Origin of the sequence: Streptomyces sp. NPDC093097, from assembly GCF_044754325.1 — a bacterium.
Lineage (GTDB): Bacteria > Actinomycetota > Actinomycetes > Streptomycetales > Streptomycetaceae > Streptomyces.
The window spans coordinates 220,718-233,388 of sequence record NZ_JBIVOW010000006.1 but is presented as its reverse complement, the minus strand read 5'-3'; the positions used below and the strand labels follow the sequence as shown (position 1 = coordinate 233,388).

The following is a 12,671-nucleotide window of genomic DNA, read 5'->3' as shown; positions in this document are numbered from 1 at the left end:
GACCTCCTAGGGGCTTGACGGTCCGGGAGGACGGCCAGGGAGCCGAACCGGGGCGCGCGTCCTACGGGCGACGCGCCTGGCCGGTCCCCTTGGCGGCGTCCAGCGCGTACACACAGCGGTCCTTGCTGCATGCGTAGACCACCCCGCCGACCGCCACCGGCGAGCCGGTGATCTCGCCGCCGGTGGCCAGCTTCCAGCGCAGCTGACCGCCCATCGCGTCGAGGGTGTAGAGGCAGTGGTCGGCCGACCCGAAGTGCACCCGGCCCTCGGCGACGACCGGGGAGCCCACGATGTCGGCGCCCGCCTGGAAGCGCCAGCGCGGGGTGCCGGTCACCGCGTCGAGGGTGTAGAGCGCCTTGCCGCTGGCCAGATGGACGGCGCCGTGCGCGACCAGGACTGGCTCGCCGGACTGGCGGGCCTCGGTGGCGATCCGCCAGCGGTCGCGGCCGTCCGCCGCGTCGAGGGCGTAGACCGTGCCGAGGTAGTCGGCGAGGTAGATCCCGCCGCCGGTGACGGCGGGGCCGGGCACGAAGGCCGGCGGGCTCAGGAAGACCGCGGGCGCCTCGAAGTGCCAGCGCACCTCGCCGCGGACGGCGTCCAGGGCCAGCACCCGGGTGCCGGCGACGACGTACACCGACCCGTCGGACGCGGGCAGCACCCGCACCGGGACGCCGCCGCAGGACGCCACGTCCCCCACCGGATACGACCAGCGCTCGGCGCCGGTCCGCACCTGGAGCGCCTTCAGCCGGGCGTCGGCCCAGACGTAGACCGTGCCGTCGTGCACCACGGGCGCGGACTCGGGGTTCTCGAAGTCGGTCTGGACGCCGGTGGTCTCCCACAGCAGCTCGCCGCCGGCGGCCTCCCATGCCTGGACGCCGCCGCCGCGGGTGCTGGTGACGACGGTGCCGTGGCCGGCGGTGAGGGCGTAGATCCACGCCTCGCTGTTCCGCCGCCAGCGCTCGCTGCCGTCGTCGGCGTCCAGGGCGTAGAGGGTGGGACCGTCCGAGGCGTGGATCCGGCCGTCGGCGACCGCCATCGCCCAGGCGACGTCGCGGGTCTTGAACTTCCGCCGCCCGCTGGCCACATCGAGGGCGTGCACCTCGAACGACGTGACGTAGAGCAGCTCACCGGCGACCGCCGGGGTGCCCCAGACGTCGTTGGACATCCGGAACCGCCAGGGGCGCCAGCGGCCCGGCTCGGCGGGCGGTGCCTCCGGCGGGGCGGGGTGGGCGGCGTCGCCCTGGCCGCCGCTGCCCGTGGGCGCCGGCTGCTGCGGCACGGCCGGGGCGCCGGCCGGCGGCCGCACCCAGTTCGTCCCGGCGGCGGCCTGCCCGCGCTGCTGCGGGGCCTCGGCGGCGCGCGGCCCTGGCCCTATCGGGGCGTGCGAACCACCGAGCCGTACGGGGCCGCCGGCGCCCTCGGAGACGGGCGGGGCGGCGGGCGGGGCGGGCGGGGCGGCGGCCATCGGGGCCGGTGCGCTGCCGTGGGCGGGCTGCGGCACCGCGGCCGCGCCGCGCGGGTCGGCGGCGCGGTGCGTACCGGGGCCGGCGCCGATCCGGCTGCCCCAGCCGTCGGCGGCGGGCCGGCCGGTTTCGGCGCGCTGCGGCGGGGCCTGCGGCATGGGCGGCGGGAGCGCGGGCTCCTGGGGGCTGCGGGGCGCGGCGGCCGGCCGCGGGGTGCTGGGCGCGACCGCGCCCCGGCCGCCGCCGCGGCGCCGCTCGATGAGCGCCACGGCGCCGGGCGGCAGCCAGGCCGAGGCTGTGCCGCTGTCGTCGCTGCCGGAGCTGAACAGGTGCGGTGCCAACTGGGACTGGAGATCGGCCGGGGACGGCCGGTGGACCGCCTCCATCTGCATACAGGACTCCATGAGCGGCCGCAGGTCCTCCGGCAGCCCGGCGAGGTCGGGGCCCTCGCGGAGCAGCATGAAGACCGTCTCGACGGGGTTGGCGCCGTGGAACGGCGCGTGCCCGGTGGCCGCGAAGACCAGGGTGGAGCCGAGCGAGAAGACGTCGCTGGCGCCGGTGACGCTGCGGGAGTCGCGGGCCTGCTCCGGTGACATGTAGGCCGGGGTGCCGACGGCCACGTTGGTCATCGTCAGCCGGGTGTTGGACACCCCGGAGGCGATGCCGAAGTCGATGACCCGGGGGCCGTCCTCGACCACCAGGACGTTCGACGGCTTCAGGTCGCGGTGGACCAGCCCGGCGCCGTGGATGGACTGCAGCGCCTCCGCGATGCCGGCGGCCAGCCAGCGCACCGCCTGGACGGGCAGCGGCCCGCACTCATTGACTATCTCCTCCAGGGAGGGCGCGGGGACGTACGCCGTCGCCAGCCAGGGCACCGCCGCCCTGGGGTCGGCGTCCACCACGGCCGCGGTGTAGAAGCCGCTGACCGCGCGGGCCGCCTCCACCTCGCGGGTGAACCGGACCCGGAACAGCTGGTCCTCGGCGAGCTCGGAACGGACCGTCTTGATGGCCACGCGCCGGCCGGACGCCGACCGCGCCAGATAGACCAGGCCCATGCCGCCGGCCCCGAGACGGCCGAGGACCTCGAACGGGCCGATCCGCCGGGGATCGTGCTGCGTCAGCTGCTCCACCACTTGCCTGCCACCTCCCCGTGGGGCATAAAACGAGACTCTCCACACCGACGAGTCGCCGAGAGCCGCTGCCCCGCGCAGCGTCTCACCGCCTGGCCGAAACGGCCGTACGCACCCTGATTCTTCCTGGCCGGGCCTGCGGTTGCGAACCCGGGGCCTGTCGGCCGTGTCACGACTCACCCCCTGCGATACGCAACAAGGCCATTACCCGGCGTATTCCACCCCGTCCTGACGTGCTCCGATACGTCCGGGGACGGGGGATTGCCGCGTGGTTACCGGCCGGTTGCACGCCATCCTGGGGCGGCAGTTGCGCACTTTCCGTCGTTCACCACCGCATCCGGACGGACGGATTCCCTGCCGACCGACACACAACCACCCCCCTCACTCCTCTCGTCCCCGCCGAATATCGGGACCGGCGACCGGTCCCCCATGGCCGAAACCATTCCCTTTCCCCGCCCGCATCCGTGCGCACGCCTTCCCCCGTACCCGTCCCGCGTCAATGGATCAATTCTGCGCCGCCCGCGGCGATTTCGGGGCCAGGGCGCCGCGCGTGGCGCACGGATCGGCGCGCCGCGCCCGCCAGGCGCCCCCGTATCCGCAACGCCCCGTCATCCACTGGCGTTGTCCACAGGCTGTTGATAACGACATTCACTGGATCGGACCAATGGTCGTGCATCCGGCGCCACCGGCGACCGGGCCCGCAACCAGGGCGGCAACGGGCCGCGGACACCCCGAACTCCCCGATCCCCATTTGCAGGCAGCCAAATCGCGCTCCGATCACCCCTCGGTAAGCTGACGGCATGACAGGACAAGTTCGAACCGTCGACGGCAGAGTTGCCGGCCGCCGTGGACAGGCGACGCGGCAAAAGCTTCTCGACTGCCTCAGCGAAATGCTCAGTTCGTCCCCCTATCGGGACGTCAAAGTCATCGATGTGGCCCGAAAAGCGGGCACTTCACCCGCGACGTTCTATCAGTACTTCCCGGACGTCGAAGGCGCGGTACTCGAAATCGCCGAAGAGATGGCGAAAGAGGGCGCGAGCCTGACCGATCTGGTCGCCGGACGTTCGTGGGTGGGCAAGTCCGGTTGGCAGGCCGCCGAGGAACTGGTCGACGGCTTCCTCTCCTTCTGGCGCAAGCACGATGCGATCCTGCGCGTCATCGACCTGGGCGCCGCCGAGGGCGACAAGCGGTTCTACAAGATCCGCATGAAGATCCTCAACGCGGTCACCAACTCCCTTACGGAGTCGATCCAGGAGCTCCAGTCCCGCAACAAGGTCGACAAGGACGTCAGCGCGGCAGCGATGGCCGGTTCCCTCGTCGCCATGCTCGCGGCGGTCGCCGGCCACCAGAAGGGCTTCCAGAGCTGGGGCGTCAAGCAGGCCGAGCTCAAGCCCAACCTGGCACTGCTGGTCCACTACGGCGTCACCGGCAAGAAGCCCACCAAGTAGCCGGCCCCCCGGGCAGCCGGCCCGCAGGGTCCGCGCCGGGCCCACCGCACCACCGGGCCCGCCCCACCGCCGCACCGCCGGCACCACCGAGCCGGGAGCGCCGAGCCGCACCGCCGCGCCCCGCCACCGCTCTGCCGCCGAGGAGGCCGCGGCTTCCTCGATGTCCCGGATTCTCCGGGATCGTTCGCCCTCCGTTCTGCGTCCGTCCTGCCATAGCTGCGCCCTCAGCCGGATCGCGCGCGCAGCGGCTTCCGTCCGCCGCCCCCAGGGCCGTACGGCGCCCGCCGCGCGCGCGTTGCGGCCCGGCCGCGGACCGTCACCGCCGCTCCAGCCGGAACAGCCGGATCTCCCGTTCCACCCGCGCCTGATAGGCCGCGTACGGCGGCCAGAACGCGACCGCGCGCCGCCAGGCCCGCGCGCGCTCCGCCCCGGTCAGCAGCCGGGCCCGCACCGGGACGTCCCGACCCCGCCAACTCACCTCGGCGTCCGGGTTCTTGAGCAGGTTCGCGGTCCAGGCCGGATGGCCGGGGCGGCCGAAGTTGCTGCCGACCAGCAGCCAGCCGCCGTCGTCCTGCGGCACACAGGCCAGCGGGGTGCGCCGCGGCCGTCCGCTCCGGGCGCCGGTCGCGGTCAGCACGACGCCGGGCAGCATTCGGGTGCTGAGCAGCGCCCGCCCACCGGACAGCCGGTGGACGGCGCGGTCCAGCGCGGGGACGACGTGCGGTGCGATCCGTGCGAACGCCCGGGTCGCGGAGAGCCGCTGCACCAGGTGCGCGCCGCGGCCCATCAGGCACGGACCGCCGCTCGCGCCCCCGGGCGGGCGGCGCCGCCCGCCACGGCCCCGTCCGCGCCCTCGCCGGCGAACAGGCCCGCCTGCTCCGCCGCCCGGGCCCGCAGCCGGTGCACCGGCCCCAGCAGCAGTTCGTCGCAGGCCGCGCGCTTGAAGTAGAGGTGCGCGGCGTGCTCCCAGGTGAAGCCGATCCCGCCGTGCAGCTGCACCGCCTCGGCGGAGACCGCGCGCAGCGTCTCCAGTGCCTGGGCCAGGGCCAGCGCGCCCGCCCCGGGCTCGGGCCGCCCGCCGCCCGCCGCCCAGGCCGCGTAGTACGCCGCCGAGCGCGCCGCCTGCACCGCCACGTAGAGGTCCGCGAGCCGGTGCTGCACGGCCTGGAAGGCGCCGATCGGCCGGCCGAACTGGGTCCGCTGCTTGACGTGGTCGACCGTGCGGGACAGCGCCTCCTCGGCCGCGCCGACCGCCTCGGCCGCCAGGCATGCGGCCGCCGTCGCCCCGGTGGCGGCCAGCGCCCCGGCCGCCGCCTCCGCGGCGGCGTCGCCCCCGGAGGCGTCCTCGCCCAGCAACTCGGCCGCCACGTCCCGGAGTTCGACCCGGGCCCGCGGCCGGGTCTCGTCCATCGCGGTCTGCCGGGTCCGCAGCAGCCCGGGCGCCGCCGCCCCGTCCGGCCCCTTCGCCCGTACGGCGAAGAGCAGGGTGCGGCTGCGGGCGAAGCCGCCGGTGTGCGCGGCGACCACCAGCACGTCCGCGGTGTGCCCGTCGAGGACCTGGGCGGCCTCCCCGTAGAGCCGCCAGGTGCCGCCCGCCCGTCGCCCACCACCCGTCGGCGGCAGCGCTTCGGGCTCCGGCGACAGCCGCGCCTGGATGCCGCCGGCCCGGCCGCCGCCGGCCCAGTCGCCGTCGTTGGGCCCGGTCAGCGCCAGCGCGGTGGCCAGCCGCCCGCCCGGTACGACGAGCGTGGCGGTCAGCTCACCGGCGGCGAGGGGCGGCAGCAGTGCGGTGCGCTGCCGCTCCCCGCCCAGCGCCAGGATCAGCGGCGCGGCCAGCACGGCGGTGCCGATCAACGGTGCGGGGAGCACGGCGCGGCCGGTCTCCTCGCAGGCCAGGGCGAGTTCGGTGGGCCCGCAGCCGGCTCCGCCGTACGCGGCGGGCAGGGCGAGGCCGGGCAGTCCGAGCTGTCCGGCGAGCTGCCGCCACAGCGCCTCGTCGTAGCCCGCCGGGGTGCGGACCGCGGCCCTGACCTGCTCCGGACCGCAGCGCTTGCGCAGCAGCGCGCGCAGGGTGCGGCGGATCTCGTCCTGCTCCTCGGTGAACGCGGCATCCATCGGCGGGCTCCTCCCGGCCGTGCGGCGACGCCCGTCCGGCCGGACGGGCTGCCCAGGGTCCGATCTGACGGGCCGTCATATTAGGCATTGATGTCGTACTTTCCTAGGGAGGGGCGGGGTCGCGTGCCCCCGGAGGGGGTGTCGGTGTTGCGTGAGCCTGAGGGTGTTGGCGTTACGTGACCCCGGGGAGGGGCGTCGGTATTGCGTGACCCCGAGGGGGCTCGATGTTGCGCGATCCCGTAGGGGCTTGACGTCGTGCGCGCCCGGAGAGGAGCACCCGCCACGTGCCGCCGACGGGCCGATTCCGTGCGACGCCTCTCGCCCCGGCCTGCGTTCCGCCACCCCCTGCCCGCCCCAAGGAATCTGATGTACCGTCAGATCCATGCCGCTGACGTCAGGGTCCGTCATCCGGAACCGCAGGGTCGCCGTCGCCGGAGTCGCGCTGTCGGACTGCGGGCGGGTGGACGAGGCCACCGCGTACGCGCTGCACGCCCAGGCCGCCCGCCGGGCGCTCGCCGACTCCGGGCTCGACCGGTCGGTGATCGACGGCTTCGCCTCGGCCGGGCTCGGCACCCTCGCCCCCGTCGAGGTCGCGGAGTACCTGGGACTGCGCCCCACCTGGGTGGACTCCACCGCGGTCGGCGGCGCCACCTGGGAGGTGATGGCCGCGCACGCCGCCGACGCCATCGCGGCCGGGCACGCAGGCGCCGTTCTGCTGGTCTACGGCTCCACCGCCCGCGCCGACATCAGGGCCGGGCGCCGCACCGCCAACCTCTCCTTCGGCGCCCGCGGCCCGCTCCAGTTCGAAGTCCCCTACGGACACACCCTGATCGCCAAGTACGCCATGGCCGCCCGCCGCCATCAGCACCAGTACGGGACGACCCTGGAGCAGCTGGCCCAGGTAGCCGTCCAGGCGCGGGCGAACGCGGCCACCAACCCGGACGCCATGTACCGCGAGCCGATCACCGTGGACGAGGTGCTGTCCGGGCCGATGATCGCCGACCCGTTCACCAAGCTGCACTGCTGCATCCGCTCCGACGGCGGCTGCGCGGTCCTGCTCGTCGCCGAGGACTACGTGCCCGACCTCGCCAAACCCCCCGTCTGGGTGCTCGGTTCGGGCACCGCCGTCTCGCACACCACCATGTCGGAGTGGGACGACTTCACCGTCTCCCCCGCCGCGGTCTCCGGCCGGCTCGCCTTCGAACAGGCCGGTGTCCGCCCCTCGGAGATCGACCTCGCCGAGCTCTACGACGCCTTCACCTACATGACCCTGGTGACCCTGGAGGACCTGGGGTTCTGCGCCAAGGGGGAGGGCGGGGCGTTCGTCGAGAACGGGCGGCTGCTGCGGGACGGCGCGCTGCCGGTCAACACCGACGGGGGCGGGCTGGCCGCCTGCCACCCCGGTATGCGGGGGCTGTTCCTGCTGGTCGAGGCGGTCCGGCAGCTCCGCGGCGAGGCCGGTCCGGGCCGCCAGGTCCGCAGACCGGGCGGGGCGCTGCCCCAACTCGCGGTCGCTTCCGGCACCGGCGGGTGGTTCTGCTCGTCGGGGACGGTGGTGCTGGGGCGGGGGTAGGGCCGGGCCGACGGGTGGGGTGCGCCGGCAGGTCGGCGGGCCGGGCCGGCAGGTCGGCGGGCCGGCGGGGAACACCCCGTGGCGTCCGGCTGCCGCGCACCGCCGCGGGCGCCCCGCGTACGCTGCCTGGCATGCCCGAGCACATGGACCACCGCGCCGGCGGGGCCGCACCGGACCCCGACGACTCCCCGGGCCCCGGCGGTTCCCCGGCGACCGAAGGCCCCTCGGGGCCCGACGCCTCCTCGGGGCCCGACGCCGATGCCGAGGCCCGCGCCTTCCGCGAGGTGCTGCACGGACTGCGGGTCTGGGAGGGCACCTTGCCGTCCTTCGCGCCGGAGCGGGCGCCCGCCGAGCCGCTGGCGCTCTTCCGGCAGTGGCTGCGCGAGGCCGCAGCGGCCGGCGTCCCCGAACCGCACACCATGTCCCTGGCCACGGCCGACGCGGCCGGCGACCCCTCCGTGCGCATCGTGATGCTGCACGACGCGGACGAGCGCGGCTGGCACTTCGGCACCCACCGCGACAGCCGCAAGGGCCGCGAACTGGCCGTCCGCCCGCGGGCGGCGCTCGTCTTCTACTGGGCGGCGGTCGGCCGCCAGGTGCGGGTCCGGGGCACGGTGACCGCGGCGGGCCCCAAGGAGAGCGCGGCCGATCTGCACCACCGCTCCACGAGGGCGCTGGCCGCCGCCCTGGTGGGCAGGCAGAGCCGGCCGCTCGGCTCGGCCGAGGAGCTGGCGCGGGCCGCGGACGCCGCCTGGGAGCGCGCCCGCCGCGAGCCGGACGCGCCGGTCCCGAGCTGGACGCTGTACGTCCTGCGCGCCGACGAGGTCGAGTTCTTCCAGGGCGATCAGCACCGGCGTCAGCACGTACGGCTCAACTACCGCCGCATGGAGGGCGGTTGGGAACGGGAGCTGCTCTGGCCGTGAGGCGGGGCACGGCTGCGGGGCGGGCCGGCGCTACAGCCTCCGGTACATGATGTGCAGCCCCACGTACCCCTTCGCGGGGTGGTGGAAGCCCTCCGGAACGGTGGCCAGGATCTCGAAGCCGAGGGACTGCCACAGGGCGACCGCGCCGGTGTTGGCCGCCACCACCGCGTTGAACTGCATCGCCCGGTAGCCCTCGGTGCGGGCCCAGGCCAGCGCGTGCTCGCCCAGGGCGCGTCCGACGCCGCGCCCGCGGTGCGCCGGATCGACCATGAAGCCGGCGCCGGCGACGTGTGCGGCGTTGCCCATCTGGTTGGGGTTCATCTTCGCCGAGCCGAGCACCGCGCCCGAGTCGTCGACGGCGACGACGGTCCGGCCGGGCGGCTGGAGCATCCAGAGCGCGCGGGCCGCCGGCTCGTCGATGTCCACGGGGTAGGAGTAGGTCTCGCCGGCCCGCACGATGGACCGGAAGAAGGGCCAGATCGCGGGCCAGTCGGCAGCGTTCGCTTCTCGGATCAGCACGGCGGCAGCCTCCCGGAGGAGCGGTCCGGCCCGCCACCCAATTACCCTCGGCCGCCCCCGGCGTCGCCGGCAACGACAGCCCGCCAGGCCCCTCGGCCCCCCCCAGGAGCCCCGACCCCCTCACGCAGACCGGAACGGCCGGGACGTCCGAAACGGCTGGGATGACCAGGACGGTTGGGGCAGCTGGGACGACTGGAACGTCCGGGACGGCTACAGCGGCCGGAACACCGGTATCGCGTGGCCACCGTCCGCCGCCCCGGCTCCGTCCGCCCCCGGGCCACCCCCGGCCCGGCCCCCGGCCCCCTCGGGTCGCCGCTCGGTGCGGAAGTGCACCGCGAGCGGCATCCCGATCCGCAGCTCCGACTCCGCGCAGTCGGTCACCTCGGTCATCATCCGCGGGCCTTCGGCCAGTTCGACGACGGCCGCGACGTACGGGACACGGGCCCCGAAGGGCGGGAGGTCGTTGCGGTGGACGACGGACCAGGTGTAGAGGGCGGCGCGGCCGGAGGCCGGCTCCCAGGCGACGTCCTCGCTCCAGCAGTACGGGCAGAACTCGCGCGGGTAGTGGTGCGCCGCCCCGCACCCCGCGGCCCGGCAGCGGCGCAGCAGCAGCCGCCCTTCGGTCGCCGCCTCCCAGTACGGGCGAGTGAAGGCGTCCACCTCCGGGAGGTCGAAGCGCGCGGCGGTGCGGTGCGCCGCGCCCGTTCCCGCCCCCGGGCCCGGGTCCCGCGCCTCGCCCCTGCCGTGTGCCGTGTCCCGCGTCGTCATCCGCACACCTCCGCTGCCGCCTCGCATGACCCGTCGCCCGGTGCCCCCGCCCTGCGCATCGCGCCACCTGACGGCATGTCAGTTCAGCCGATGGCGCGCCCGCCCGCAAGGGGCCGGCTCCGCCGCCCCGTCCGCGCGGGCGCGAAGCTTTAGCGCGCACGCCCATTCCTGACGCAGCATCAGTTCGGTAATCTGACGACGCGTCAGTTGGGCCTGGGCCACTGCTGGGCGCGGTACGGCGCGCAGTCCACGAGAGCCGTCACACAGGAGCGGGCGTCTGCGATGCTTGGATCGACTCACGGCACCCTCACCACGCACTCCCGGCCGGCCCGCGTCGTGGCCTGCGGGGAGCGCCCACCCCACACCGTCCACGGCGTCAGCGCCCCCGACGGCGCCGACGGCCCGCGGCACACCGGCGGCGACACCGGGCCCGGTGCGCCCGCCGCCGACCGCGATGTCAGCGGCCGCCCGCTGCACGCGCCCGTACCGGACCTGGACCGCTTCTTCCGGCCCGAGTCGGTGGCGGTGATCGGCGCCTCGGACCGCGAGGGCCGGCCCAACACCGGCATCACCCGGCAGCTGATCGCCTGGGCGGAGCGGGTCGGCGCCCGGCTCCACCTGGTCAACCCCGGCCGCGAGCGGGTCTTCGACCTGCCCTGCCACCCGAGCGTCGCCGCGCTGCCGGAGGCCGTCGACCTCGCCGTGCTGCTGGTCGGCGACCCGCTGCCGGTCATCGAGCAACTGGCCGCGGTCGGGGTGAGGTTCGCGGTCGCCTTCGCCTCCGGTTTCGCCGAGACCGGGGAGGACGGGGCCGCCGCCCAGGCCCGGCTGGCCGAGGCGGTCGCCCGCTCCGGTCTGCGGCTGCTCGGCCCCAACACCAATCTCAACGCCTTCGAGAAGTTCCGCGACGACCTCGAAGGGCCGGCCATCGCCCTGATCACGCAGTCAGGCCACCAGGGCCGGCCGGTCTTCACCCTCCAGGAACTGGGCATCCGCCTCTCGCACTGGGCCCCGACCGGCAACGAGGCCGATCTGGAGACCGCCGACTTCCTCTCCTACTTCGCCTCCCGCCCCGAGGTCGGCGCGATCGCCGCATATGTGGAGGGGCTCAAGGACGGCCGCAGCTTCCTGCTGGCCGCCGACCGGGCGGCCCGCAACAAGGTGCCGGTGGTGGTCGTCAAGGTCGGCCGCACCGAGACCGGCGCCCGGACCGCCGCCTCGCACACCGGCAAACTCACCGGCGCGGACGAGGTGGTGGACGCCGCGCTGCGGCAGTTCGGCGTGATCCGGGTGGCCGGACTGGACGAGCTGCAGGACACCGCGGCGCTGCTGGCCCGGGCCCGCAGGCCCGCCGCCGAGGGCGTCGCGGTCTGTTCGATCTCCGGGGGCACCGGCGCCCACTTCGCCGACCTGGCGACCGCGGCGGGACTGACCCTGCCCACCCTCTCCGAGGCCAAGCAGGCCGAACTCCACCAGTGGATACCCGGCTATCTCCACGTCGCCAACCCGATCGACAACGGCGGGCACCCCGTGGGCGACTGGCGCGGACCCAAGATCATCGATGCGATCCTCGCCGACCCGTCCGTCGGCGTGCTGATCTGCCCGATCACCGGCCCCTTCCCGCCCATGAGCGACAAGCTGGCACGCGACCTCGTCGACGCGGCCGAGCGGACCGACAAGCTGGTGTGCGTCGTCTGGGGCTCGCCGGTCGGCACCGAGGACGCCTATCGCCGCACCCTCCTCGGCTCCTCCCGGGTGGCGACCTTCCGCACCTTCGCCAACTGCATCACCGCCGTCCGCGCCTATCTGGACCACCACCGCTTCACCGCCCACTACCGCTCCCCCTTCGACGACGCCCCGCGGGTGCCCTCGCCCTCCGCCCGCAAGGCCCGGATGCTGCTCCGGCCCGGCCGGCAGCTCAGCGAGCACGGGGCGAAGCAGCTGCTGCGCGCCTACGGCATCCGCGTACCGCGCGAACAGCTGGTGACCAGCGCGGCGGCGGCCGTCCGGGCGGCGAGCCTGGTCGGCTATCCGGTCGTGATGAAGGGCTCCGGGCCGCAGCTGGCCCACAAGACCGAACTCGGGCTGGTCAAGGTCGGGTTGACCTCCGCGAGCCAGGTCCGCGAGGCCTACCGCGAGCTGACCGACATCGCGCGCTACGAGGACCTGCCGCTGGACGGCGTGCTGGTCTGCCAGCTGGTCGAACGGGGCGTCGAGATGGTCGTCGGCGTCACCCCCGACCCGGTCTTCGGGCCGACCGTCTCCGTCGGTCTGGGCGGGGTGCTGGTGGAGGTCCTGCGGGACGTCGCGGTGGGGGTCCCGCCCTTCGGGGAGGAGCAGGCCCGCACCATGCTCCGCGAGCTGCGCGGCCACGCCCTCCTGGAAGGCGTCCGGGGCATGCCGCCCGCGGACACCGACGCGCTGGTCGAGACCGTGCTGCGGGTGCAGCGGATGGCCCTCGAACTCGACGGCGAGCTGGCGGAGTTGGACATCAACCCGCTGGTCGTCCTCCCCCGCGGCCAGGGCGCGGTGGCGCTGGACGCCCTCGCGGTCTGCCACTGACCGCGGCGGCACCGGCCGCGGCGGCCCGGGCTTCGATGGATCGGGCCTCGGCGGCTCGGGCCGCGGCGCCCTCGGCCGCCCTGTCATCCACCACGTGCTCCACCGCCGCAGCACCGCCCGACCCGCACCCGACGCCCCCGTCCGCAGCCCCTGCGCCGCGCGCCGCCCCC

9 protein-coding genes are annotated in these 12,671 nt (G+C 75.2%); 4 read left to right on the top strand and 5 right to left on the bottom strand.

The features are described from left to right. Positions 1-61 precede the first annotated feature (61 nt). Positions 62-2,596 carry a PQQ-binding-like beta-propeller repeat protein gene (locus ACIQE0_RS13355; RefSeq protein ID WP_402331262.1) on the bottom strand — a complete coding sequence of 845 codons (2,535 nt, stop codon included), beginning with the start codon at positions 2,594-2,596 and terminating at the stop codon, positions 62-64. A gap of 797 nt (positions 2,597-3,393) precedes the next feature. Between ACIQE0_RS13355 and ACIQE0_RS13350 the strand changes: the two genes are divergently transcribed. Further along, on the top strand, positions 3,394-4,041 hold the full coding sequence (locus tag ACIQE0_RS13350; protein WP_366329876.1) for a TetR family transcriptional regulator: 648 nt from the start codon (positions 3,394-3,396) through the stop codon (positions 4,039-4,041). Positions 4,042-4,357: 316 nt separating this feature from the next. Here ACIQE0_RS13350 and ACIQE0_RS13345 read toward each other — a convergent pair whose 3' ends face one another. Then, entirely contained in the window at positions 4,358-4,828 is a 471-nt protein-coding gene (locus ACIQE0_RS13345) for a nitroreductase/quinone reductase family protein (RefSeq protein ID WP_366329875.1), read from the bottom strand. Next, positions 4,828-6,156 carry an acyl-CoA dehydrogenase family protein gene (locus tag ACIQE0_RS13340; protein WP_402331259.1) on the bottom strand — a complete coding sequence of 443 codons (1,329 nt, stop codon included), beginning with the start codon at positions 6,154-6,156 and terminating at the stop codon, positions 4,828-4,830. The genes ACIQE0_RS13345 and ACIQE0_RS13340 overlap by 1 nt, the downstream gene beginning before the upstream one ends. 382 nt (positions 6,157-6,538) lie before the next feature. Between ACIQE0_RS13340 and ACIQE0_RS13335 the strand changes: the two genes are divergently transcribed. Continuing rightward, positions 6,539-7,729: a thiolase C-terminal domain-containing protein gene (locus tag ACIQE0_RS13335; RefSeq protein ID WP_402331257.1), complete on the top strand. Its 1,191-nt coding sequence runs from the start codon at positions 6,539-6,541 to the stop codon at positions 7,727-7,729. A 131-nt stretch (positions 7,730-7,860) separates the two neighbouring features. Next, entirely contained in the window at positions 7,861-8,652 is a 792-nt protein-coding gene (locus tag ACIQE0_RS13330; RefSeq protein ID WP_402331255.1) for a pyridoxal 5'-phosphate synthase, read from the top strand. 30 nt (positions 8,653-8,682) lie between these two features. Here the strand turns inward: ACIQE0_RS13330 and ACIQE0_RS13325 are convergent, their stop codons facing one another. Both ACIQE0_RS13325 and ACIQE0_RS13320 read right to left on the bottom strand, forming a co-directional pair. Beyond that, on the bottom strand, positions 8,683-9,171 hold the full coding sequence (locus ACIQE0_RS13325) for a GNAT family N-acetyltransferase (RefSeq protein ID WP_402331253.1): 489 nt from the start codon (positions 9,169-9,171) through the stop codon (positions 8,683-8,685). Positions 9,172-9,381: 210 nt separating this feature from the next. Beyond that, on the bottom strand, positions 9,382-9,939 hold the full coding sequence (locus ACIQE0_RS13320; protein ID WP_366329870.1) for an OB-fold domain-containing protein: 558 nt from the start codon (positions 9,937-9,939) through the stop codon (positions 9,382-9,384). 282 nt (positions 9,940-10,221) lie between these two features. Here ACIQE0_RS13320 and ACIQE0_RS13315 point away from each other — a divergent pair, with 282 nt between their 5' ends. Beyond that, complete coding sequence (locus ACIQE0_RS13315) at positions 10,222-12,501, top strand: acetate--CoA ligase family protein (protein ID WP_402331251.1); 2,280 nt, start codon at positions 10,222-10,224, stop codon at positions 12,499-12,501. Positions 12,502-12,671 lie beyond the last annotated feature (170 nt).